Raw genomic sequence first — 26260 nt, 5'->3', positions numbered from 1 at the left:
ATGTGATTTTATATAAAAATAAAAGGTAAGATAAAAAAATATAAAAAAAATAAAAAAATAAGTTTAAATATGTATAATCTTTTGACAATTATATACACTTAATATATAATGGGATTATATTAAATAAAAATATTTTAGGGGTGGAATATATGAAAGATGTATTAGTATTGAGAGATTTAGATTGTATAAAAGCAATTGCTCATCCTCGTAGGGTAGATATTTTGAAAACGTTTGATAAGGAACCTCTATCAGCAAAACAGTTATCAGAAATATTAGATGAGCCACATGCAAAAATTAACTATCATATCAAAACACTTTATAATGTGGGGATTTTAGAATTAGTTGAAGAAAAGATTAAGTCAGGTATTGTAGAAAAATATTACTATCCAACTGCAAATAATATAGTTATTAGTAGAAAAATAATAGATTATACTTTAGAGCAAGAAATAGATACAGATTTTGTATCTATATCAGATTTTGAAGATACGATAGAATCGTTCTATGATGCAGCTGAAGCGGGAGCTTTAAATGGGGACAGCATTTTAGAATATGACAATGTATTATTAACAGAAGAAGAAGTGTCTGAACTAAGAAGTGCATTCAAAGTTAAAGTTAATGAAATAATTGCAAAAAGAGATAATAATAGAGAAAATGAAAAGAAACATGATGTAGTAATGTTTGCAATTCCTTCACAAATTAAATAAGTAGACTATAAAAAGTATCAATTTCATATTGATACTTTTTTGTTAAAAAAATGACATTCAAGAACATATCAAGAATAGTGACATGTTATATGAAAATAATATAGTATTATACTATACATAATAAGGAGGTTGGATAGTTGAGAAGTCTTGGAAATACAAATATGATAATCAAAGAAGTTGGATTTGGGGGAATACCTATACAGAGAATTACTCAAGAAGAAACAAGTAAAGTTATTGAAGAATTAATAAATCAAGGTATTAATTTTATAGATACAGCAAGAGGATATACTGTAAGTGAAGAGTATATTGGAAATGCAATTGAAGGTAGAAGAGAAAAGTTTTATATTGCAACTAAAAGTATGTCTAGAAATTATGAGGATATGAAAAGAGATATAGATATAAGTTTAAAAAATCTAAAAACTGATTATATTGATTTGTACCAAATACATAACCTTAAAATAGAAGAATACAATACTATTTTTAATGATGGGAAAGCATATAGAGCTTTATTAGAAGCAAAAGAAGAAGGTAAAATAAGACATATAGGAATAACTAGTCATAGCTTGGAAACCATATCAAAAGCTGTGGAAGATGGAAAATTTGCCACTATACAATTTCCATACAATATTGTTGAAGATCAAGCAGATGAAGTTTTTAGAAAAGCTTATGAAAAGGGAATAGGAACGATTACCATGAAACCTCTAGCTGGGGGAGCTATAGATGATGGTCCTCTGGCTATAAAATATATATTATCAAAAGAATATATTGATGTGGCTATTCCAGGAATGAATACAATTGAACAAGTAAATGAAAATGTTTCTGTAATAAACAATAAAGAGCTAACTTATGAAGATGAATTAAAGATTGAAAAAATCAGAAAAGATTTAAGTGGAAATTTCTGCAGAAGATGTGAATATTGTCTTCCATGTCCTAAAAACATAAATATACCACAAAACTTTTTGTTGGAAGGATACTATACAAGATATAATCTGAAAGAATGGGCATTAGAAAGATATGAATCACTAGATGATGCTAAGGCTAGTAAATGTATAGAATGTGGTATTTGTGAAGAAAAATGTCCTTATAATTTACCAATTAGAAGTATGCTTAAAAATGTATGTGAGAAATTAGAAAATAGATAGATTAAAAAGCAGCAATTACATCTTAGATGTTTTAGCTGCTTTTTTTTAGAAAATATTTAATTCTAATTTTTTTGATAAATCTTCAAGTACGTTTAATCCACCAATACTATTTCCTTTATTGTCTAATGCAGGTCCAAATACACCTATACCCATTTTTCTTGGAACAGATGCCATTATTCCTCCCCCTACACCAGATTTGGCTGGAATTCCGACTCTAAGAGCAAACTCGCCGGAAGCATCGTACATTCCGCAAGTAACCATAAATGTTTTTACCATTCTAGATATATTTTCACTTATTATACGTTCACCAGTTTCTATATCGATACCATAGTTTGAGAATAGTAAACCAATTCTAGCTAAATCAACTGCATCAACTTCAACAGAACATTGTTTAAAGTATAAATCAAGTGTTTCTTCCACATCTCCTTCTATAAATCCATCATTTTTTAATAAATAACCCATGGCTCTATTTCTATCGCCAGTTAATTTTTCAGATTTATAAACTGATTTATTTATTTCAATAGAGTCATTTTTAGCAAGTTTTCTGAAGAATGATAACATACGTTCTTCTTTTTCTTGTAGATTTTTTCCTTTAATTAGAGAAGTAGTTACTATTGCTCCAGCATTTATCATTGGATTGCAAGGTTTTTTAGTATCGTTAGTTTCTAACTTCATTATAGAGTTAAAAGGGTCTCCACTTGGTTCCATACCTACCTTAGAAAAAACATAGTTCCACTCATTATCCATTAAAGCCATAGCTAAGATTATAGGTTTTGATATACTTTGGATAGTAAATTTTTTATTATAATCACCAGCACAGTAAATGTTATTATCTTTATCTATTACACATATGCCCAAATCATTCCTATTTGCATTTTTTAATTCGGGAATATAACTAGCAACTTTTCCGTTATCTGTACACTTTTTATTTGATAGAATTATATCATTCAATATATTTTGCATATTAAGAGTCCTCCATATATTCATATTTTAATAAAAAATTATCTTTAAAAAATATAAAATAATATTAAATTTAATCATTTCGTTATAAAACAAATTATTTTGAAATAATGTTGTATGTAACATTATACTTTGAAACTGGATAAAGTTCAATTTCAACTCTTGGATTTTCTTTATCAATATAATCAAATAATAAAACAGGCTTTAATTGTTTGTCATTTTTTATAATACCGCTTTTTTCTATTCCATCACAAATACTTTTTGGATAGTTATGTAAATCCCCCATTATTTTATTGGGGAAGTATAATTTCATAACCGTTATTAAGTCTTCTTCTATAACTTCACCTTCATATTGTGTGTTTATGTATCCAGCTATCATATTTTCATAAGCTACGTATTTAGAATATTTCCCCTTTGATGGCATCCAAGCTTGACCATGAACGTTATGCAGTTTAAAATTAGACTTACTAATAGGTCTTCCTGGGATTGTTAGTTTAATCAAATTATCACTTCCTTATCATTAGTTTATTATAAAACTAAAGAGGATTTAAAGAAAGGATATTTTATGAATAAAGATGAAATTAAAAAAATTTTTCATAATAAAGGACTAGATGTTGTGGGAGTTGCACCTATAGGTCCCTATTATGAATTAAGAAAAACATTAGAAGCAAAAGTTAATGCAAATCTTGTAACAGGTATGGAAGAACCTGATATAGAAAAAAGAATAAATCCAAAATTAATTATGGAGGATGCATCGTCTATTATAGTATGTGCATTTCCTTATTATATAGAACAAAATCAGGAATCAAACATATCGAAATATTGCTATGGACTAGATTATCATTTAGTAATAAAAGAGAAACTAGATAATATATGCCATGAAATAAAAAAAATAGATGAAAGTTTTAATTATAAAATTTTTGCGGATAATGGACCTTTAGTAGATAGGTATTTAGCCTATTTAGCAGGTATTGGCTATTATGGAATTAATAATAATATTATTACAGATAAATATGGTTCTTACGTGTTTATTGGATATATAGTAAATAATTATGACCTTGAACCTGATAAACCTACAAATAAAACATGTAAAAAGTGTAATAAGTGTGTAGAATATTGTCCGGGAAATGCTCTAGGGGGAAATTACAAAATGGATCCTAAAAAATGTGTTTCATTTATAACTCAAAAGAAAGAGGAGCTTACCTTAGCAGAAGTGGCAAAAATGAAAAAAAATAAATCAATATTTGGATGTGATATATGTCAACAAGTTTGCCCTCATAATAAAGATATATGCGAAAGTAATATTGAAGAATTTACCGTTAATTTGATAACGAGTTTAAATGAAGAAGAAGTTAATAAAATATCAAATAAAGAATTTAAGCGAAGATATAAGGATAGGGCATTTAGCTGGAGAGGAAGAAATATTATAAAAAGAAATATGGATATATTGAAAGAAAAGTCTATGAAGTGATAAATCATAGGCTTTTTATTTTTAGAAAATTATTAAGTCAAATTAAAGAGGACTAATACATATAATTTATTAAGTTTATAAGAGAGTATAATCTTAGTTCATATAAATAGGGGATGGAAAGGGGAATAATATGCAAAAATTTAATAATACATCAGAAATAGAACCTTTAAAAGATTTTTTAGGTCAGGACAGAGCAGTAACAGCTATGGAGTTGGGTTTGAAAATAGATAATCCTGCATATAACATATATATAGCAGGTGACCCTGGAACAGGAAAAAGCACTTATACCATGAAAATATTAGACGAATATTCTAGGGATAAAAATAATCATAAGGATTGGTGTTATGTATATAATTTCGATAATCCAAGGGAGCCTATTGTAATAAGTTTAGAAAGAGGCATGGGGAAAATATTTAAAGATGATATAGAAGAAATGATAGATAAGTTGTTTGAAGAAATAAAAGAAGCATTTGATAGTGAAGAATACGAGGTAAATAAAAATACATTATTGGAACAATACGAAATGCAAAAGGAAGATTTGATAAAAAAGATAAAAACTTATGGAGAAGAAAAAGGATTTAAGCTCAAAAGTAGTAAAGTAGGAATGGTATTTGTTCCTTTAAATGAAAATTTTGAAGAAGAAGTATCTTCAGAAGAGTTTTTTAAAATAAAAAAAGAATTAGAAAATATGGCAATAAAGGTAGTTTACCAGATAAGAGAAATTGAGGAAAATATAAAAATTATAATGATTGAAATAGAAGATGAAGTTGGAAAATTAGTTGTGGATCCTCACATTGAAGAACTAAAAGAAAAGTATGAAAACTATGATAAAATTGTAGATTATATTAATAAAGTTAGAGAAGATATACTAAAAAATTTAGAACTATTTTACTTAGATGATGAGGAAATTAGGGAGTATTATAATAAGGATTCTTTCTTAAAATATGCAGTAAATTTATTTGTAGATAATGAAAATAATGAAACGGCACCTATCATTGTTGAATCCAATCCAAGTCCGTCGAATTTATTTGGTAAAGTTGAGTATGATTATAATAGTGGTAATATAAAAACTGATTTCATGAAAATTTTCTCTGGCTCTTTACAAAAAGCTAATGGAGGATATTTAGTTTTATATGCTCAACAACTTTTATCTTATCCACTATCATGGGAACTTTTAAAAAGAGCTATACAGTCACAAAAAATTCCTATGGAGACAAAGGTATCAATAGAGCCTGAAGAAATACCACTAAATTTGAAAATTATATTAATTGGAAGTAATTATATTTATGATGCGCTTTACAGATATGATAGTGAATTTAGTAAGTGTTTTAAAATATTTGTAGATTTTGATAATGAAATGGATAGAAGCCAAGTCACAGAATATGGAATGGCAAAATTTGTAGCGTTTCAATGTGAAAAAAATAAATTTAAGCATTTTACTTATGAAGCTGTGGAGGGTGTTATAAAACATAGTACTCGATTAGTAGGAAATAAGAAAAAATTATCAACAGACTTTAATAAATTGCTTGAAATAATAACAGAAGCTGATATTTTTGCAACGTTAGAAAATAAAGAGTTTGTGGAAAAGAAACATGTGGAAATAGCCATATTAGAAAAGCGTAAGCGTTTAAATAAAATAGAAAATAAGATTGATGAATTTATTGAAGATAATACGATAATGATTGATACTGAAGGTAGCAGAGTTGGTGTTATAAATGGATTGTCTGTTCTTGGTATGGGGGAGTATTCCTTTGGAAGACCCTCAAGAATTAGTGTAACTACTAGTATGGGAAATAGAGGTATAATAAATATAGAAAGAGAAGTAAAAATGAGTGGACCAATACACAATAAAGGGGTACTTATTTTACAAGGTTATTTAACAGAAGAATTTGCTCAGGAGTATCCTTTATCAGTAAATGCATATATTTGTTTTGAGCAAAATTATGGAGGTATAGATGGTGATAGTGCTACTTTAGCAGAACTATGTGCATTATTATCTTCTTTAAGTGAAATACCTATAAAACAAAATATAGCAGTTACAGGTTCTTTAAACCAAAAAGGAGATATACAAGTTGTTGGTGGAATAACAGAAAAAATTGAAGGATTTTATAATGTATGTAAAAAAAGAGGATTTGAAGATAAAGTTTATGGTGTGATTTTACCAAAAGATAATATGAATAATCTAATTCTTTCAGATGAAATGGAAAAAGCAGTAAAAAATGGATGTTTTAAAATTTATCCTGTGAGCAAAATAGAAGAAAGTGTAGAAATTTTAATGGATAAAATGTTTGAAGACATTAAAAAATTGGTAAAAGAAAAATTAGATACTTATAATAAGTCAAGAGAATCAAAAAAGGAATAAGTAAATTGATATAATAAAAAGCAAGAACTTAATAAGTTTTTGCTTTTTTAATACAAAAAACCAAAAAATTGAGAATTATTACTTTGTTATAGATTGACTAAATTGATAGATAATAAAAATAAAAGATAAAATAAGGGGGAAAATAAATGAAAGATGTAAATAAAATATTAGACAAGTTAGAGACAATTTATCCAGATGCTCATTGTGAATTAGAGCATACTACAGCTTTTGAATTATTAATAGCTACTATATTATCTGCCCAGTGTACTGATGTTAGAGTTAATATGGTAACAAGGGAACTTTTTAAGAAGTATAATACGCCAGAGGATTTTGCAAATTTATCAGAAGAGAAAATAATGGAAGAGATAAAAACTTGTGGTCTTTACAAAAGTAAAAGTAAAAAAATTAAGGCTACATCAGAAATGATATGTAGAGATTATAATGGTGAAGTTCCAGATACTTTAGAAGAACTAACAAAACTTCCTGGTGTGGGAAGAAAAACAGCAGATGTAGTATTAAGCAATGCATTTAATAAAGATGCTATAGCAGTAGATACACATGTTTTTAGAGTTTCAAATAGGATAGGTATGGTTCATACAAAAACTCCAGAAAAAACTGAGTTTGCTCTTATGGATGTTATACCAAAACATAGGTGGTCTCATTCTCATCATGTATTAATATTTCATGGCAGAAGAATGTGCAAGGCAAGAAAACCACAATGTGAGTTATGCCCAATAAAAGATAATTGTGATTTTTATCAAGGAAAGGAATGATACTATTGAAAAGACTTAAGATTGCAATATTTTTATCATTATTAATTGTATTCTTAGGCAATGTAGTCTTAAGTAATGCAATTGAACTTGAAGGAAAAATACACAAAAATATTTATGTTAGAGATATTGATTTATCTAATTTAACAAAAGAAGAAGCTATGGAAAAAATAAATAAAACACTTGATGATAATAATTCTTTTTCACTAAATTTTAATGGCAAAAAATATGTTTTTTTAAAAAATGATATAGAAACAGATTATGATGTAAAAGAAGTAGTTGAGAAAGCATATAGCATTGGTAGAGATAAAGATATTATAGCTAATATAAAAACTAAAAGTAGTTTGACCATGGGTAAAAAGGTAATGTTAGATTATAGCATTACTTATGATGAAAAAAAATTAGATAAATACCTAAAAGAGTTGAATAAAAAAATATATATAAAACCAACAAATGCAACTATAAGAATAATAAATGATAAAATTGTTATAACTAAAGAAAAAAATGGACATGAACTAAATAAAGATGAATTAAAAAAAACAATAATTAGAAAGATAAAAAACTTAGATAATGAAGATGAAATTATACCTACTGTAGCAGTTAAACCATTTTATTCTTATAATAACTTAAGTGAGATTAATACTGCTTTAGGAAGCTTTGAGACTTATTTTAATGTTAACAATTATAATAGATCAAATAACATTAAGTTGGCAGCAAACGCAACAAGTAACATATTATTAGACAAAGGAGAAATATTTTCTTTTAATTCATATATACAAAAATCTCATATTAATAAGTATTTAAAAGAAGCTCCTGTTATAATTAATGGAAAACAAGAAAAAGGAATAGGAGGAGGTATGTGCCAAGTATCTAGCACTATTTATAATGCAGCTTTATATTCAGGCATGAAAATAAATAATGTGAGAAATCATTCTATACCAAGTCCTTATATTGAAATGGGAAGAGATGCTACTGTATCAGGTGGAACTATAGATTTAAAATTTTCTAATAAATTTGATAGTCCTATTTTTATACACAATCAGATTATAGGAAATAAGATTGTTTGTACTATTTATGGAAATAAAAAAGATAATAAAGATATTGAAATCATAACAGAAACTACGGATATATTTTATAATAGGATAATTAGGAAAAATAGTGAAAAATATGAATTAGGTGTAAAAACTATTGAACAAGAAGGTCGAAAAGGATACAAAGTTCAAACTTATAGAGTGTATAAAAGTACATTAGGAAATAAAACAGAATATATAGGTCAAAGTTATTATCCGCCTCAAGATAGAATTATTGTATATGGAACAAGAGAGTTAAGAAAGTGATGCTTAAAAAAGCAACTTTAATTAAAAGCATTTTCTGTTATAATGTATTTAGGAAAATATTGAAGTTGCTTAAAATTAAGCAAAATTGATAGATTAGTTAATTTAAACGGAGGAGCGTTATGTCAATAAACGTAGTATTAGTAGAACCTGAAATACCTCAAAATACAGGTAATATAATAAGAACTTGCGCTAATACAGGTGCAACTTTACATTTAATAAGACCCCTAGGTTTTTCATTAGAAGATAAATATTTAAAAAGAAGTGGATTAGATTATTGGGATATATCTGATATAAGATACTATGATAGTTTAGAAGAATTATTTGAAAAATACCCTGAAGGAAAGTATTTTTATTCTACAACGAAAACGAACCAATCTCATTCAGATATGAAATTTGAGGATGGTTGCTTTTTAGTTTTTGGAAAAGAAACAAAGGGATTACCAGAAACTCTATTAAAGGAAAATAAAGACACATGTATGAGAATACCTATGTTAAAATTAGAAAAGGCAAGATCTTTAAATTTATCAAATTCAGTTGCCATAGTTGTTTATGAAGCTTTAAGACAAATAGGTTATCCGAATATGAGATAATGACAAAGAAAGGAGATTAACGAGATGAATGATATTAAAATAATATGTGATAGTTTATCTGATGTTAACAAAGAGTACTTAGAAAAGTATGACATAGATGTGGTACCATTAACACTTATAATTAATGGAAAAGAATATAGAGATAGTATAGATATGAAACCGGAGGAATTTTATAAGATTCTAAGGGAGGAAAATGTATATCCAAAAACTTCTCAAGCTACTTATGCTCAATTTAAAGAAATTTTTGATAAATATACAAAAGATGGGAAGAAAATATTATATATATCGGGATCCGCAGCAGCTACAGGAACATGTCAAAGTGCTATAATGGCTAAAAATGATACTGAGGGCCAAATATATATATATGATAGTAATAATTTAACTTTTGGGGCAGGTTTCTTTGTCGTTAAAGCAGCTGAAATGATAAATGAAGGTAAAACAATAGAAGAAGTATTTAAAGCTTTAGATGAAATTAAAGAAAAATATATTCTTATGTTTTCAGTAGATACTTTAGAATATCTAAAAAAAGGTGGTAGAATATCTTCGACTAAGGCAACGGTAGGTGGTTTATTAAATATAAAACCTATATTAGAGGTGAAGGACGGATTAGTTTCTCAAGTGAGTCAAGTAAGAGGAAAGAAAAATGTACTAAGTAAAATGATTGAATGCATTAAAGAAAGGTTAGGAGACGATTTAGAACAAGAAGAAGTTTACATAGGATATAGTGATGATTTAAAAGAAAGAGAAAAACTGACTGAAATAGCTAAAGAAGTTTTTAAACCAAAAAAAATAGGATATTTTATAATAGGAACTTGTGTTGGAGCACATTCAGGTCCTGGTGTAGGTGGAATATTAGTATTTAAAAATAGATAAATTAAGGAGGTATTAATAACCTCTTTTTTTATGCAAAAATATCTAGGCAAATATACTAAATATGTAATAAAATGATAAAATACCTTGGGAATAAAATATTAATATGTAAATAAATTATAATATAGTGTATCATATTTAAAGAAATAACCGATAATTTGATGAAAAATGTAAAAAAAGATTTAAAATAGTATAGATAAAATATGAAAAATAGTATAAAATAAAGAACATAAGAGACAAAATACTTATATTTTTCAGGAGGGACTTATGAAATTAAAAAAATTAGTAGCTTTATCACTAACAATGGTAATGTCTGTAGGGTTATTAGTTGGGTGTGGATCTAAAAAAGATGAAGCATCGAAAGATGTTGTAAAAATAGGTATGATAACTGATGTTGGTGGTGTACATGATGAATCATTTAACCAATCTTCATGGGAAGGTTTACAAGCAGTTGAAAAAGAATTAGGAAAAGATAAAATTGAAGTTAAAGTTTTAGAATCAAAACAAGACTCAGATTATACTCCTAATATAGAACAATTCGTTGATGATGAAATGGATTTAATAATAGGTGTTGGATATAAATTAGAAAAAGCTATAGAAAAAGCATCTAAAGATTATCCAGATCAACAATTTGCAATAATAGATTGTGCTTATGAAACACAACCAGAAAATGTAACTTCTTTATTATTTGAAGATAACGCTTCAGCTTACTTAACAGGATTAATAGCTGGTAAAATGACTAAAACTAATGAAGTTGGTTTTATAGGTGGTATGGAAGGTGTAGTTATATCTAAATTCGAAAACGGATTTAAAGCTGGTGTTAAAGATGCTAATGAAAAAGCAAAAATATCAGTACAATATGCAAACAGTTTCTCTGATCAAGCTTTAGGAAAATCTATAGCTAATCAAATGATTAAAAATGGTGTAGACGTAGTATTCCCAGCTGCAGGTGCTGTTGGAACTGGTGCTATAGAATCAGTTAAAGAAAACGGAAAAATGGCTATAGGTGTTGATAGAGACCAAAATGAATTAGCTCCAGATAATGTAATAACTTCAGCTATGAAAAACATAGATGTTGCTGTTGGAAACTTAGCAAAAGCATTTGTTGATGGATCTTACAAATCAGGTGAAGTTATAATAGGATCATTAGCAACAGGAGGAGTTGGTATAGCTCCAACTTCAGACAAAAATGTTCCAGCTGACGTATTAGAATATGTTGAAGCTAAAACTAAAGAAATAGTTGATGGAAAAATAAAAGTTCCAGCAACTGATGAAGAATACAAAGAATTATACGAAAAATAAAAATCCTAGAGTATAAATTCTTAAAATACATATTCCACCAAAGAATATATATTCTCTGGTGGAATATTTTTTTGATATATTATTTAATTGTAATAAATAATGTAATACATATGATAAAAATATGGTAAATTCTTATAATTGTTGGCAAAAAGTATATAAAATGATATAATTGTTAAGTTAAATATTACATACTAATTACAATCTAATATTTAAATGATACACTAATTAACAATGAAAATAGTTAAAAATCATATAATATTTTATCTGATAAATATGGAATCTATAAAAATTAATTTGGCTTAACAAATAGATTATATGATTTATGGATAATATATAGATATATTATCCGTTTTTTTATTATGAAAAATATGGTCAGACAAGGAGGACAAACAAAGCTATGAATAACAATAGCATCGACTACAGTCAAAAAGTTGTTGAAATGAAAAATATAACTAAAAAATTCGGCGACTTCATAGCAAATGACAACGTTAATTTGACTGTACATAAAGGAGAAGTACATGCGCTTTTAGGAGAAAATGGAGCAGGTAAGTCTACTCTTATGAATATATTATATGGACTTTATAACCCTACATCAGGAGAAATTTATATTAATGGTGAATTAGTAGATATAAGCAATCCAAACGTAGCTATATCAAAAGGAATAGGTATGGTTCATCAGCATTTTATGCTTGTTCAACCATTTACAGTAGCTGAAAATATAGTACTAGGAACAGAGCCAACAAAAAATGTAGGTGCTCTAGATATTAAAAAAGCCATAGATGATGTTAAAGAAATATCAGCAAAATATGGGTTATTCGTTGATCCTATGGCTAGAATTGAAGATATAACAGTAGGTATGCAGCAAAGAGTTGAAATATTAAAGGCATTATATAGAGGTGCAGAAACTTTAATTCTTGATGAACCTACAGCAGTGTTAACTCCACAAGAAATAACAGAACTTATTAATATTATTAGAAATCTTACAAAGGAAGGTAAGTCAGTAATAATAATTACTCATAAACTTAAAGAAATAAAATCTATAGCAGATTATTGTACTGTAATTAGAAGAGGTAGATACATAGACACTGTAAAAGTAGCAGATGTAACGGAAAATGACTTGGCAGAAAAAATGGTAGGTAGGGAAGTTAACTTCAAGGTTGACAAAAAAGAAGCAAACCCAACTGAAACAGTTTTATCAATTAGAGGCTTAGTAGTAAAAGACAACAGAAGAATAAAAGTTGTTGATGGGCTATCTTTAGAAGTGAAAGCTGGGGAAATACTTGGAATAGCTGGTATAGACGGAAACGGTCAATCAGAATTAGTTGAAGCACTTACTGGTCTTAGAAAAGTCGAATCTGGTCTTATAGAAATAAATGGACAAACAGTGGTAAATAACAAGCCAAAGCAAATCTTCAAAAAGGGGATAAAAAATATTCCAGAAGATAGACAAAAGAGAGGTCTTGTTTTAGATTATACAGTTGCGGAAAATGTTGTTTTACAAAACTACAAAGAAAATAAGTATTCAAAAAATGGAATATTAAATATTGAAGCAATCAATAAAAAAGCTGAAGAAATAATTGAAAGATTTGATGTTAGACCAAATGATCTTAATGCTAAAGCAAGAGGATTATCAGGTGGTAACCAACAAAAGGTAATCATAGGTAGAGAAGTAACAAATATAGAAGATTCTAGAGAAAACAGTCAAGAACCGCAATTATTAATAGCTACTCAACCAACAAGAGGATTAGATGTAGGTGCTATTGAATTCGTTCATAAATCATTAGTTGATCAAAGAGATGCAGGAAATGGAGTACTTCTAGTCTCTTTAGAACTTGATGAGGTTATGAATGTTTCTGATAGAATAGCAGTTATTTACGAAGGCCAAATAGTTGGTATATTAGATGCAAAAGATGCAGATGAAAATAAGCTTGGAATGATGATGGCAGGAGGTGACTGTAATGGAAAATAGCTTAAAAACTAAGAAAAAATCTTTTATAGACGATGCTGTTAAGTTTTCATTCTTATCAATCCTTCTAGGTTTACTTGTTGGAGCAATAGTTCTTCTTATTTCAGGAAATAGTCCTATAGAAGCTTATGGAGCTATGATAGAGGGTATAATTGGAAAGCCAAAATACATAGCATGGACTATAATAAAGGCCACACCATATATTCTTACAGGTCTTTCTATAGCCTTTGCTTTTAAGACAGGGTTATTTAATATAGGTGCAGAAGGTCAATTTATAATAGGTGCATTAGTTGCCACATTAGTAGGATATAGCATTAACTTACCAGCTATAATTCATATCCCATTAACAATAATTTTAGCTGGTCTTGCAGGAGGACTTTGGGGCTCAATAGCAGGTTTTCTAAAATCTAAGTTTGGAATAAATGAGGTTATAGCAACAATAATGTTAAACTGGATTGCTTTTTACTTAAGTAATTTTATGGTATCAAATTCATTTATATCAGTACCAAATAGTGAAGCTTCAGTAAATATACAAGATAGTGCAAGTATAAGTATAGATTGGTTGAAAAGTTTAGTTGGACCAGCTACTAGTGTTAACTGGGGTATAGTTATATCAATAGCACTAGTATTTGTGATATGGTTTATATTAACAAAAACTACTTTAGGCTTCGAACTTAGAGCAGTTGGTCACAATAAAGATGCAGCAGAATATGCTGGTATAGACGTTGGCAAATCAATATTAAAATCAATGGCTATAGCAGGTTTATTAGCTGGAGTTGCAGGTGCAATACAAGTTATGGGGGTAACTCATAATATAACAGTTCTTGCAGCACAAGAAGGATATGGATTTGATGGTATAGCTGTTGCCTTAATAGCAAACAGTAATCCTATAGGAGTAATATTCTCAGGACTATTATTCGGTGCATTCAAATACGGTGGAATAAAAATGCAATCAGTTGGAGCGCCATCAGAAGTAATAAATATAGTCATAGGGTCAATTGTATTCTTTATCGCGTTAAGTAATGGATTAAGAATGTTATATATAAAAATGAAACAAAAGAAAGCAAAAGGGGGTAACGCATAATGCAAGATTTAGCGATTATAATTAGTACAACGTTGATGTATTCAACTCCCCTTATATATACAGCATTAGGCGGAGTATTCTCTGAAAACTCAGGTATAGTTAATATAGGTCTAGAAGGTATGATGACAATAGGAGCATTTGCAGGAGCAGCAGCTGGTTTTCTAACAGGTAATCCTTGGTTAGCTTTCTTAGTAGGAGGATTAGCTGGAGCATTCTTTGCGTTAATACATGCTTTTGCAACTGTTAACTTTAATGCAGACCACACAATATCAGGTGTTGCAATAAACTTATTAGCTCCAGGTTTTGCTTTATTTGTAGCGAAAATAATGTTTGATGGAGCAACTACAACTCCAACAATACCAATGGAGAATAAAATACCAAGAATATTTAATGGGACATTTCCAGCAGGTAGTGTATTAGATACAATATTTAATAACTATGCAACTGTATACCTTGCATTTATATTAGTAATAGTAGCATACTATGTTTTATACAAAACTAAATTTGGTCTTAGAATAAGATCAGTTGGTGAACATCCAGGTGCTGCAGATACATTAGGAATAAATGTTTCTAGAGTAAGATATAGTGCAGTTTTAATATCTGGATTTTTAGCAGGGCTAGGAGGAGCTTCAATGTCACTTGCATTAGTTTCTTCATTTAGACCTACACTAGTATCTGGACAAGGATATATAGCTATGGCAGCTGTTATATTCGGAAAATGGAGACCTCAATGGGCGTCACTTGCTTGTCTATTATTCGGTTTCTCAACAGCGTTATCTGTATACTTCGGAAGTCCAACATTACCATTTACAATAAATGAAAACTTATTATCTATGATACCTTATGTTGTAACATTAATAATATTAGTATTATTCGTTAAGAGTTCTAAGGCTCCGTCAGCTTTAGGAAATCCTTACAAAAAAGGTGAAAGATAATTAATTTAAAGCTATGAAAATTAAATTTTCATAGCTTTTTTACGTATTTCTATGTATAGAAAAATATATTTAATTTCAACTTATAAAATTTAAAAAAATGTTTAATAATATAACTATCGGTAAAATTATAAATAATTTATCGGGGTAAAGTGTATTAAAACTATGACAATACAATAAAAAACAATGTATTAAACTAGAATAAGTTTCTTTTAATTATTTGGAAGGGGCGATACAATGACAGACAGAATGATGCAAATAAGTTTTTTACCCCAAGATGTAGGACTAATTAAAGAATTTTTCCATGGAAAGAATTACTCTAAATTGATTAGTTACGATAAAACTTTAGACAGTATGTATGTAGATATGTCTAAAATGAAAAGTTGTGACACACTTTGCTCTGGTATTGCAGATTTAATAATAAGTTTAATAAAAGAAAGAGATTTAAAAGAATACATATGGAAAACTTACATTAATATAAGTGAAGAGGATAAAAAAAGTGTATATATAGAAGCTGTAAATTTATTTGATAAAAAAGAAGATTTTATAAAAGAAACTATATACAGTAAAGTAAATGAATTTATTATAGAAAATAATGATTTAAATTTAGAGGGATTTGTTAAATTTAGAATGAAAGATTTTATTAGCTATATTTCTATATTAAGTGATATTGCAATGGAAGAACATTTAATAAAAAGGGATAAAAAAGAGTTTCTAGATTCTTTAAAATATTTCATAGATATACAAGAAGAAAAGATGGAACTACTTAGAATTACAATCATGAAAGATGGCAATTTTGTATTAAGTGATGAAAATGGAAGAGAGCTTGAACATTTTAATAATGAGGAAATTATGAATCTTGCCATGTCAGAAGATTTAAATAACGAAGATATTCTAATAAGTGCAATAATGACATTATGTCCTAAGAAAATAGAAATACTTGATAATTTAAATAATAACAAATCCAAAGATATGATAGAAGTCGTAAACTTATTATTTGAAGGAAAGGTAACTGTAATATATAGTAATTAATTATTATATTATGGTTGAATGATAAATATCTATCTGATATAATTAAAATTAATTAAAAATAGTGTGATGAAGAGACAAAGTAAAATAGATAAATTGTTTTAAAGAGAAGATGAGCCTTGGCTGTGAGCTTATCTAAAATAATCCTATTTGAAAACTAACTTGGAGCAGAATTTAGTAGCATATATATGTGAAAGTATTCGGTTGACAACCTTATAGTCATCAAGAGGACATGTATATTATATATGTCAACTTGGGTGGAACCACGAGATATAACTCGTCCCAATTTTTATGGGACGAGTTTTTTTATTGTTAAAATAATATATTTTAGGAGGCAAAATTATGATAAAAGTTACATTAAAAGACGGATCAGTAAAAGAATTTCAAAATGAACTTTCTGTTTTAGAAATTGCGAAATCAATAAGTGAAGGTTTAGCAAGAGCGGTTGTTGCAGCATCTGTTAATGATCAAGTAGTAGGACTTGACTATATGGTTAAGGAAGATTGTACATTAAACTTATTTAAGTTTGATGATGCAGAAGGAAAAGATGTTTTTAGACATACTTCTGCACATATGTTAGCGCAAGCTATAAAAAGATTATATCCTAAGGCTAAGTTTGCCATAGGGCCAAGCATAGAAAATGGATTCTACTATGATATAGATTTAGAAGAAAGATTAACTATGGAAGATCTTGCAAAGCTTGAAGCTGAAATGAAAAAAATAGCTAAAGAAGATCAAAAACTTGAAAGATATGAATTACCAAAAGAAGAAGCGCTATCTTGGGCTAAAGAAAATGGTGAAATATATAAAGAAGAATTAATAAACGAGTTACCAGAAGGTGAAATAATATCATTCTACAAGCAAGGTGATTTTACTGATTTATGTAGAGGACCACACTTATTATCTACTAAGAAAGTAAAAGCTGTTAAGCTACTTAGTGTAGCAGGTGCTTACTGGCGTGGGGATGAAAAAAATAAAATGCTTCAAAGAATCTATGGTATATCTTTTGAAAAGAATAAAGATTTAGAAGAATACCTACATTTATTAGAAGAAGCTAAGAAAAGAGACCATAGAAAATTAGGTAAAGAATTAGACTTATTCTTTATACCAGAAGAAGGACCTGGATTCCCTCTATTTTTACCAAAAGGTATGGAGCTTAAAAATGCTTTATTAAAATTCTGGAGAGAAATACACAAAGAAGATGGATATGTAGAAATAGAAACTCCAATAATATTAAATCAAAAATTATGGGAAACATCAGGTCATTGGTACAACTACAAAGAAAATATGTATACTGTTAATATAGATGAAGAATTATATGCTATAAAACCAATGAACTGCCCAGGTTCATTAATATATTATAACCATAAACCTCATTCATACAAAGAATTCCCAATGAAGGTTGCTGAGCTTGGTAGAGTTCATAGACATGAGTTATCAGGCGCATTACATGGATTAATGAGGGTTAGAGCATTCACTCAAGATGATGCACATATATACATGTTACCAGAACAAATAAAAGAACAAATAAAAGGTGTAGTTGATTTAATAGATAGAGTATACAAAACTTTTGGATTTGAATATCATTTAGAATTATCTACTAGACCTGAAAAATCAATGGGTTCAGATGAAGATTGGGAAACAGCTGAAAATGGATTAAGAGAAGCTTTAGAAGAGTTAAATCTACCTTATATATTAAATGAAGGAGATGGAGCATTCTATGGACCTAAGATAGACTTCCACTTAAGAGACTGCTTAGGAAGAACATGGCAATGTGGAACTATCCAGCTAGATATGCAATTACCTCAAAGATTTGACATAACTTATATGGGTCAAGATGGTGAAAAACATAGACCGGTTATGATACACAGAGTTGCATTTGGAAGTATAGAAAGATTTATAGGTATATTAATAGAACAATATGCTGGTAAATTCCCAGTATGGTTAGCTCCAACTCAAGTTAAAATATTACCTATATCAGATAAATATATGGATTATGCAAATGAAGTTAAAAAAGCTTTATTTGATGCAGGTGTAAGAGTTGAAATGGATGATAGAGCGGAAAAAATAGGATTCAAAATAAGAGAAGCACAACTTCAAAAAGTACCTTATATGCTAGTTGTAGGTGACAAAGAAGCTGCAGAAAACCAAGTTGCCGTTAGATCAAGAGATAAAGGCGAAATGGGAAGTATGAACTTAAATGATTTCGTATCTATAGTAGTAAAAGAAGATGAAGAAAGAGTTAATATAGTTCAACAATAATTAATAAAAATAACCTAGGATTTAAATCCTAGGTTATTTTTATTTCTAGCAAGGTTCTTTTTGAATTAATGATTGTAATTCTTCTAAAGTCATAGTTTCCTTGTCGTATAAATGATTAGCAACAATGTGTAAATCATTTATATTTTCTTTTAATAACTTTAAAGTTTCTTTATAGCAATGTTCAACAATTTGATTGGCTTCCTTTTGAACTTGTTGTGACATAAAAGATTTTGAGTTGCCTTCTATTGTCATAAAGCCTAATTTACTCATACCATATTCACAAACCATTTGATCTGCAATGTCAGTAACTTTCTTTAAGTCATCTTTAGCGCCTGTAGATAAATGGTTAAAGATAACTTCTTCTGCAGCTTTTCCAGCTAGTAATATTTTGATTTTGCCTATTAATTCTTCTTTTGTGTAAATATATCTATCTTCGTCTGGGAGTTGAAGTACATATCCCAGTGCCTCACCACGAGGAACGATAGATATTTTTTGTATAGGACAGATATTTACAATATTGCTAACTAAGGCATGGCCAGCTTCATGGAAAGAAACAATTTTCTTTTCTTTTTCAATTAATACAGAATTTTTCTGCTCTATGCCGGCAATTACTCTTTCGATAGCCTTATCAAAATGATATGTTGTAATTTCACTGCTATTGTCTCTTACTGCATATATGGCAGCTTCGTTGGCTATGTTTGCCAAATGTGCACCATTAAAACCATGTGTTTTACGAGCTAATAATTTTAAATCGACTTCTTTATGTAATGGTTTGTTTTTTGTGTGAACTTTTAAAATTTCATATCTACTATTATAGTTAGGAGAATTGATACGTATATGTCTATCAAATCGTCCAGGTCTTAATAAAGCTTCATCTAATAAATCGAGTCTATTTGTTGCGCCGACTATTATAATATTATCGTCTTTATTAAAACCATCCATTTCTACAAGAAGTTGATTTAATGTTTGATCTTTTTCGTTGTTGCTTTCAGAATGTCTTCTAGCTCCTATTGCATCGATTTCATCAATAAATATAATGCTAGGAGCTTCCTTTCTAGCTTTTTCAAAAAGAGTTCTTACTCTTTTTGCACCTACACCAACATATTTTTCGACAAATTCAGAGCCGGTCACATTAAAGAAGGATGAATCTGTTTCTCCAGCAACAGCTGATGCTAGAAGTGTTTTTCCCGTACCAGGAGGACCGTAAAATAGTATTCCTTTTGGTATTTTTGCACCCATTTTTATGTATTTGTCAGGAGACTTCATAAAGTCAACTACTTCGAATAGTTCTTCTTTTACTTCATCAAGTCCTGCCACATCTCTGAATGTGGTTTTGGGTTTACTGCTACTATGATCTTCAGAACAGTTTTCCTTTTCCAGTTTCGTTTGAGCAAATACAGGAACTGGATTATTGATTTTTTTTAAAAAGTTATTTATAATGTTCATATTAAAGCACCTCTGAGGTATATAATTATTACTTACTTTATATTTTCCAAAGATGTAAAAATTTATTATAAAAATTAAAAAAAATAAACTTTTACATTAGAAGTATTGTCATAAAAGTAAGTTTAAAAACACAAAAACAATATTTTAAAATATATAAAATATTTTATGGAAAAATAGTTGACAAATAGTTCGAAGAAGCGTATATTATATGGAGTAGTAATTAAAACTACAAAAAATAATTAGTAAAACAAGAAGAAGTCCGTTTCTCGCCTTACGCCACAGGTTAGTAAGGTTAATATAAGTTTAGTTTATGTGTATTTCACAAACTAAGTGTAATTTTGACTTATATAGCGGATGATATTCAATCATTCGCTTTTTATTTTATATAAAATAATTTGGAGGTGTCCTACAATTAGCAAAGAATTATCAATCAATGATCAAATAAGAGATAAGGAATTAAGAGTTATTTCAGAAACTGGAGAGCAGTTAGGGATTATGTCTTCTAAAGAAGCTCAAACTATGGCAAATAGTAAAAACTTAGATTTAGTGAAAATATCACCAAATGCTAAGCCACCTGTTTGCAAAATAATGGACTATGGTAAGCATAAGTACGAACAATCTAGAAAAGAAAAAGAAGCTAGAAAAAATCAAAAAACTATAACAGTTAAAGAAATAAGACTTAGACCAGGTATTGAGGCTAATGATTTAAACACAAAAGCTAATAATGCTATAAAATTCCTTAAAAAGGGAGATAAAGTAAAAGTTGAACTTCGCTTTAGAGGAAGAGAACTTGGACATAAAGATATCGGTAAAGAAGTTATGCTTAAATTTATTGATATAGTTAAAGAGTTTGGAGAACCAACAAAAGCCCCTGCATTTGAAGGGAATAACATGGTTGTAATTATAGATCCAAAAAAATAGATGATTAACTGAGAGGAGGAATTTATCATGCCAAAAATGAAAACTCATAGAGGAGCAGCTAAAAGATTCAAGAAAACTGGAAGCGGAAAATTAAAGAGAGCTAAAGCTTTCAAAAGCCATATATTAACTAAAAAATCAGCTAAAACTAAAATGAACTTAAGACAATCTGCTATAGTTAGCAAAGGTGATGCTGAAAGAATAGCACAATTATTACCATACTAAGAAGTAATTAATTAAACTTAAGTAATATAATCGAAAATAAAAGACAATACACATAAGAATAAAGGAGGTCATGAACATGGCAAGAGTAAAAAAAGCAATGAACGCTCGTAAGAAGCATAAAAAAGTGTTAAAACTTGCAAAAGGATTCAGAGGATCTAGAAGCAAATTATATAGACCAGCTAACAATTTCGTAATGAAAGCATTAAAGAATGCTTATATAGGTAGAAAGTTAAAGAAGAGAGACTTCAGAAAACTTTGGATACAAAGAATAAATGCAGCTGCTAGAATGAATGGAATATCTTATTCAAGATTAATGAATGGATTAAAATTAGCAGGTGTTGAAGTTAACAGAAAAATGTTATCTGAAATGGCAATAAATGATCCACAAGGATTTGCTAAATTAGTAGACGTTGCTAAAGCTAAATTAGCTTAATATTATTATAATGAATACTAAGCATCTATAAGAGACAATAGTCGTTTATAGATGCTTTTTTGCATAGATATGTCAAATTACTAGAATAATAAGATAAAAGATTAAAAATAATTAATATAGTATAATGTTGTTATTATATAGTAATTGTTTTATAATATTGGGATAGTTAAAATTCTTATAAATAAAGGAGGGGTAGACAGAATTGAAAACCATGTTAAAAAAGCTACTTATGAAAACAAATACTATGGAACCAGCACAAGTAATGGTTATAGGATTTGGGGTAGTAATATTATTTGGTGGACTTATATTAAATTTACCCATAGCTGCAAAGAGTGGTAAAAGCGTTGGACTTTTAAATGCGTTATTCACATCCACTTCTGCCGTATGTGTTACAGGTTTAGTTGTAGTAGATACGAGCACTTATTGGAATGAATTTGGTCAACTTGTTATCATAACCTTAATTCAAATTGGTGGACTAGGATTTATGACCATTGCAACCATGTTTTCTCTATTAACAGGTAAGAAAATAAATTTGAGGGAAAGATTGTTAATACAAGAATCACTAAATCAAAGAGATCTATCAGGTCTTGTAAAACTTACGAGATACATAATTATGATGACCTTTGCTATTGAAGGTATAGGGGCTTTATTGCTCTCTATGGTATTTATACCTAAGTTAGGATTAATAAAAGGTATATGGTACAGTGTATTTCATTCAATATCAGCATTTTGTAATGCGGGATTTGACTTAATGGGTATTGTATCAGGAGAATATTCATCTTTAACGTATTTTGTTGATAATTCATTAATAAATCTTGTGATTTGTGGATTAATTGTACTAGGAGGGATAGGATTCCCTGTTTTATTAGATGTAATAAATAATAAAAAATACTCCAAATTAAATGTACATTCTAAAATAGTTATAAATACTACTGGAATACTTATTGCCGTAGGATTTTTATTTATATTTATTGTAGAGTTTAATAATAAAAACACTCTAGGTGGACTTAATATGAAGGAAAAACTATTATCTTCATTATTACAATCAATAACACTTAGGACAGCTGGGTATAATACTATAGATTTAACTGTATTAAAAGAAAGTACATTATTCTTAATGATAATTTTAATGCTTATAGGTGCATCTCCAGCATCAACAGGTGGAGGTCTTAAGACAACTACTGTGGCTACTTTATTTTTAACAGTAAAGTCATTTATTTTAGGAAAAGAAGATATAGAAGTATATCAAAGAAGAATAAGTAGTACAACAGTTAAAAAATCACTAGGGATTTTCTTTATAGGTGTTTTTGTAGTACTATTTGGTACACTAATGATTACTATAGTAAGTCCAGAATTTTCACTACTTGAATCTGCTTTTGAAGTAGTATCGGCATTTGCTACTGTAGGATTAAGTATAGGCTCAACACCTACGCTAACAACTTTTGGAAAAATAATAATAATGATATTAATGTTCTTAGGAAGAGTAGGTTCTCTTACTATTTTCATAGCATTACTTTCTAGAACTAATAAAATAAAATCAAAAGTTAGATATGCGGAAGGAAAGATAATAGTAGGATAAGAATTATAAGCTTGAAAGGATGAAAATTTATGAAACAATATATAGTTATAGGCTGTGGAAGATTTGGTTCATCTCTTGCCACAACTATGAATTTATTAGGTCATCAAGTAATGGCTATAGATAAAAGTGAAGAAATAATTCAAAATTTATCAGATAAAGTTACTCATGTGGCAGCAGTAGATGTTACAGATGAATATGCTTTAAGATCTTTAGGATTAGGCAATTTTGATGTGGCTATAATAGCAATAGGATCTGATATAAGAGCATCTATAATGGCTACTCTTATAGCTAAGGAAATGGGTGTAGAGCAAGTAGTATGCAAGGCTAAGGATGAATTACAAGCAAAAGTTTTATATAAAATAGGCGCGGACAGAGTTGTATTCCCAGAAAGAGACATGGGTATAAGAGTTGCACATAACTTAGTTTCAGATAATATATTGGATCATATAGAATTAGATCCAGAATACTCTATAATGGAAATTGTGACACCTAATAAATGGATAGGTAAAACATTAATAGAACTTGACCTAAGAGCAAAATATGAAATTACTGTTCTAGCTATTAAAGATGGAAACAACATAAATGTTATTCCTTCACCAGAAGAGCAACTACAAGAAAGTAGCATTTTAGTAGTAATAGGAAAAAACAGTAATATAAGTGCTATTGTTGCTAAAGACAAAAATTCAAAATAGGAGAATATAAAATGCCTATAGATATAAGTAGTAAAGATAATGAAAAAGTTAAGTATACTAAATCATTATTGAAAAGTAAAAATAGACAAAAAGAGTCAAAATACATAATAGAAGGATATAGAATTTTAACTTTAGCAATAGAATGTGATGCAGATTTAGATTATGTATTTATAAATGAAACTTTTGAAGATAAAGAAGAACATAAAACCTTTTTAAATATATTAAAAGATAAGAATATTAAAATATTTAAAACTACTAATAAAATATTTAAAGAATTGATAGACACAGAAAATACACAAGGTATTTTAGGTGTAATTAGGTTTAAAGAGAAAAAAATTGAACATAATATTAATCATGAAGATAAATTTGTATTGATATTAGATAGAATACAAGATCCAGGTAATATGGGAACAATAATAAGAACAGCGGATGCAGCAGGTGTAGATGCAATAATTGCTTTAAAAGGTTGTGTAGATATATACAATCCAAAAGTAATTAGGTCAACAATGGGTTCCATTTTTGATATGAAAATCATACACTGTACTCAAGAAGAATGTTTACAAGAACTAAAATCAAAGGATTTTAAAATCGTTTCTAGTTATCTTAATACTGAAAATTACTATCATAAAACAAAATATTATGAGAGAACAGCTTTAGTAATAGGTAACGAGGCTAATGGAGTTAACAATGATTTAATAAATCAATCAGATATATTAATTAAAATACCTATTTATGGTAATGCTGAATCTTTAAATGCAGCTATTTCTTCAGCTATATTGATGTATGAAATTAAAAAATATTTAGCTTAGTATGTTGAAAATACAATATTAAGTATGTTATAATTGTACAAAAACTATATATAAAAAGCTATGATGGAGAAAAGTATTATAATTTAACTTAGGCAAGAGAAAAATACATTTGCTGTGAGTATTTACTAAGTATTTATAAGAAGTTCACTCTGGAGCATTAAAGCTGAACAGAAATCAGTAGGCTTTAACGTTGAACGCGTTAAGTTTATTTGAGTGGTTTATTAATATTTTATATTATTAAACTACTAGGGTGGTACCGCGAATTACAGTCTTTCGTCCCTAGATAGGGATGAAGGGCTTTTTTTATTGCAATGAAAGCAAAATATCATGAAAATATATGAAAGGGTGAAAAAAGTGAAAGAACAATTAATAAGCTTAAAAGAAAGAGCTTTAAGTGAAATTAAAGCAGCTTCTTCGATGGAAGAATTAGATGGCCTTAGAGTAAAGTACTCTGGTAAAAAAGGTGAACTTACGGCAATATTAAAAGGTATGGGCAAGTTATCTGCAGAGGAAAGACCGGAAATAGGTAAAATAGCTAACGATGTAAGAGAAGCTATAGAAAATGAAATAAACACAAAAAAAGAAGAAATTAAGAAAATTGAGTTAAACAAAAAGTTAGATGAGGAAGTAATAGATGTTACTATGCCTGGAAAAACTTTTAAAGTTGGAAAAAGACATCCAATAACTCAAATAATAGATGAAGTAACTGAAATATTTATGGGAATAGGATTCTCTGTGGCAGAAGGTCCAGAAGTTGAAACAGTAGAAAATAACTTCGATGCATTAAATGCGCCTAAGAACCATCCTTCAAGAGATATTACAGATACATTCTACTTCAATGATGAATTACTACTTAGAACACAAACATCTCCCGTTCAAGTTAGAACAATGAGAAGTGAAGAATTACCAATAAAAATAATATCTCCAGGTAGATGTTTCAGAAATGACTCATTAGATGCAACACATTCACCAATGTTCCACCAAATAGAGGGATTAGTAGTTGGTAAAGATATAACTATGGCACAGTTCAAAGGAACTTTAGAATTATTTGTTAAGAAGTTATTCGGAGATAATACAAGAACAAAATTCAGACCACATAACTTCCCATTTACAGAACCAAGTGCAGAAATAGATGTTACTTGCTTTAAATGTGGTGGTAAGGGATGTCAAATGTGTAAAGGTGAAGGTTGGATAGAAATACTTGGAGCAGGTATGGTTCATCCAAATGTACTTAGAAACTGTGGGATAGATCCAGAAGTTTATAGTGGATTTGCTTTTGGTATGGGTGTTGAAAGACTTGCAATGCTTAAATACGAAATAGATGATATAAGATTACTAGTTGAAAATGATATGAGATTTTTAGATCAATTTTAATAA

24 protein-coding genes and 2 other annotated features are annotated in these 26260 nt (G+C 28.7%); of the genes, 21 read left to right on the top strand and 3 right to left on the bottom strand.

Annotated features, from left to right (window positions below; all coding sequences use genetic code 11):
• The first annotated feature begins 149 nt into the window (after positions 1-149).
• Entirely contained in the window at positions 150-704 is a 555-nt protein-coding gene (locus TVTCOM_RS18290) for an ArsR/SmtB family transcription factor (RefSeq protein ID WP_434797679.1), read from the top strand.
• A gap of 137 nt (positions 705-841) precedes the next feature.
• Complete coding sequence (locus tag TVTCOM_RS18285) at positions 842-1846, top strand: aldo/keto reductase (protein ID WP_434797678.1); 1005 nt, start codon at positions 842-844, stop codon at positions 1844-1846.
• Between the two features lie 45 nt (positions 1847-1891).
• On the opposite strand, the gene glsA is transcribed toward TVTCOM_RS18285, so the two are convergent.
• Positions 1892-2809, bottom strand: coding sequence for a glutaminase A (glsA, locus tag TVTCOM_RS18280; protein ID WP_434797677.1), 918 nt, complete (start codon positions 2807-2809; stop codon positions 1892-1894).
• A 94-nt stretch (positions 2810-2903) separates the two neighbouring features.
• Positions 2904-3308, bottom strand: a complete 405-nt coding sequence (locus tag TVTCOM_RS18275; protein WP_434797676.1) for a RusA family crossover junction endodeoxyribonuclease — start codon at positions 3306-3308, stop codon at positions 2904-2906.
• 63 nt (positions 3309-3371) lie between these two features.
• Between TVTCOM_RS18275 and queG the strand changes: the two genes are divergently transcribed.
• The 12 genes from queG to thrS all read left to right on the top strand — a co-directional run bounded on the left by queG (position 3372) and on the right by thrS (position 18781).
• Positions 3372-4277 (top strand): tRNA epoxyqueuosine(34) reductase QueG, encoded by a 906-nt coding sequence (gene queG, locus TVTCOM_RS18270; protein ID WP_434797675.1) that lies wholly within the window; start codon positions 3372-3374, stop codon positions 4275-4277.
• 130 nt (positions 4278-4407) lie between these two features.
• Positions 4408-6639, top strand: a complete 2232-nt coding sequence (locus tag TVTCOM_RS18265; protein ID WP_434797674.1) for a Lon protease family protein — start codon at positions 4408-4410, stop codon at positions 6637-6639.
• 146 nt (positions 6640-6785) lie between these two features.
• Positions 6786-7412 (top strand): endonuclease III, encoded by a 627-nt coding sequence (gene nth, locus TVTCOM_RS18260; RefSeq protein WP_434797673.1) that lies wholly within the window; start codon positions 6786-6788, stop codon positions 7410-7412.
• 5 nt (positions 7413-7417) lie between these two features.
• Entirely contained in the window at positions 7418-8746 is a 1329-nt protein-coding gene (locus TVTCOM_RS18255; protein ID WP_434797672.1) for a VanW family protein, read from the top strand.
• 119 nt (positions 8747-8865) lie between these two features.
• A complete protein-coding gene (gene trmL, locus TVTCOM_RS18250; protein WP_434797671.1) occupies positions 8866-9336 on the top strand; it encodes a tRNA (uridine(34)/cytosine(34)/5-carboxymethylaminomethyluridine(34)-2'-O)-methyltransferase TrmL in 471 nt (156 codons plus the stop codon).
• Between the two features lie 24 nt (positions 9337-9360).
• Positions 9361-10209, top strand: a complete 849-nt coding sequence (locus TVTCOM_RS18245; protein WP_434797670.1) for a DegV family protein — start codon at positions 9361-9363, stop codon at positions 10207-10209.
• 264 nt (positions 10210-10473) lie between these two features.
• Entirely contained in the window at positions 10474-11508 is a 1035-nt protein-coding gene (locus tag TVTCOM_RS18240; RefSeq protein WP_434797669.1) for a BMP family lipoprotein, read from the top strand.
• Between the two features lie 397 nt (positions 11509-11905).
• Positions 11906-13477 (top strand): ABC transporter ATP-binding protein, encoded by a 1572-nt coding sequence (locus TVTCOM_RS18235; RefSeq protein ID WP_434797668.1) that lies wholly within the window; start codon positions 11906-11908, stop codon positions 13475-13477.
• The gene (locus tag TVTCOM_RS18230) at positions 13467-14558 is read left to right on the top strand and encodes an ABC transporter permease (protein ID WP_434797667.1); all 1092 of its coding nucleotides are present in this window, start codon (positions 13467-13469) and stop codon (positions 14556-14558) included. The genes TVTCOM_RS18235 and TVTCOM_RS18230 overlap by 11 nt, the downstream gene beginning before the upstream one ends.
• Positions 14558-15493, top strand: a complete 936-nt coding sequence (locus tag TVTCOM_RS18225; RefSeq protein WP_434797666.1) for an ABC transporter permease — start codon at positions 14558-14560, stop codon at positions 15491-15493. Before TVTCOM_RS18230 ends, TVTCOM_RS18225 begins: the two co-directional genes overlap by 1 nt.
• Positions 15494-15727: 234 nt before the next feature.
• Entirely contained in the window at positions 15728-16522 is a 795-nt protein-coding gene (locus TVTCOM_RS18220; protein ID WP_434797665.1) for a putative sporulation protein YtxC, read from the top strand.
• A gap of 57 nt (positions 16523-16579) precedes the next feature.
• Positions 16580-16807 (top strand) — a binding site (T-box leader).
• 54 nt (positions 16808-16861) lie between these two features.
• Entirely contained in the window at positions 16862-18781 is a 1920-nt protein-coding gene (thrS, locus tag TVTCOM_RS18215) for a threonine--tRNA ligase (protein WP_434797664.1), read from the top strand.
• Between the two features lie 45 nt (positions 18782-18826).
• On the opposite strand, the gene ftsH is transcribed toward thrS, so the two are convergent.
• Positions 18827-20227: an ATP-dependent zinc metalloprotease FtsH gene (gene ftsH / locus TVTCOM_RS18210; RefSeq protein ID WP_434797663.1), complete on the bottom strand. Its 1401-nt coding sequence runs from the start codon at positions 20225-20227 to the stop codon at positions 18827-18829.
• 354 nt (positions 20228-20581) lie between these two features.
• On the opposite strand from ftsH, the gene infC reads away from it, so the two are divergent.
• The 7 genes from infC (at position 20582) to pheS (ending at position 26257) form a co-directional block, all read left to right on the top strand.
• The gene (gene infC, locus TVTCOM_RS18205; protein WP_434797662.1) at positions 20582-21148 is read left to right on the top strand and encodes a translation initiation factor IF-3; all 567 of its coding nucleotides are present in this window, start codon (positions 20582-20584) and stop codon (positions 21146-21148) included.
• 27 nt (positions 21149-21175) lie between these two features.
• The gene (gene rpmI, locus TVTCOM_RS18200; RefSeq protein ID WP_228105824.1) at positions 21176-21370 is read left to right on the top strand and encodes a 50S ribosomal protein L35; all 195 of its coding nucleotides are present in this window, start codon (positions 21176-21178) and stop codon (positions 21368-21370) included.
• Between the two features lie 76 nt (positions 21371-21446).
• Positions 21447-21803 (top strand): 50S ribosomal protein L20, encoded by a 357-nt coding sequence (rplT, locus tag TVTCOM_RS18195; RefSeq protein ID WP_434797661.1) that lies wholly within the window; start codon positions 21447-21449, stop codon positions 21801-21803.
• A 211-nt stretch (positions 21804-22014) separates the two neighbouring features.
• A complete protein-coding gene (locus tag TVTCOM_RS18190; protein ID WP_434799767.1) occupies positions 22015-23382 on the top strand; it encodes a TrkH family potassium uptake protein in 1368 nt (455 codons plus the stop codon).
• Positions 23383-23411: 29 nt separating this feature from the next.
• On the top strand, positions 23412-24074 hold the full coding sequence (locus TVTCOM_RS18185) for a potassium channel family protein (RefSeq protein ID WP_434797660.1): 663 nt from the start codon (positions 23412-23414) through the stop codon (positions 24072-24074).
• Positions 24075-24085: 11 nt separating this feature from the next.
• On the top strand, positions 24086-24883 hold the full coding sequence (locus TVTCOM_RS18180; protein ID WP_434797659.1) for a TrmH family RNA methyltransferase: 798 nt from the start codon (positions 24086-24088) through the stop codon (positions 24881-24883).
• A 51-nt stretch (positions 24884-24934) separates the two neighbouring features.
• Positions 24935-25167, top strand: a binding site (T-box leader).
• 43 nt (positions 25168-25210) lie between these two features.
• Positions 25211-26257: a phenylalanine--tRNA ligase subunit alpha gene (gene pheS, locus TVTCOM_RS18175; protein ID WP_434797658.1), complete on the top strand. Its 1047-nt coding sequence runs from the start codon at positions 25211-25213 to the stop codon at positions 26255-26257.
• The last annotated feature ends 3 nt before the right edge of the window (positions 26258-26260 follow it).

Origin of the sequence: Terrisporobacter vanillatitrophus, assembly GCF_051148895.1 — a bacterium.
GTDB classification, from domain to species: domain Bacteria; phylum Bacillota; class Clostridia; order Peptostreptococcales; family Peptostreptococcaceae; genus Terrisporobacter; species Terrisporobacter vanillatitrophus.
Note: the sequence above shows the minus strand (reverse complement) of the source record. Positions and strands in the feature narration are given on the sequence as shown.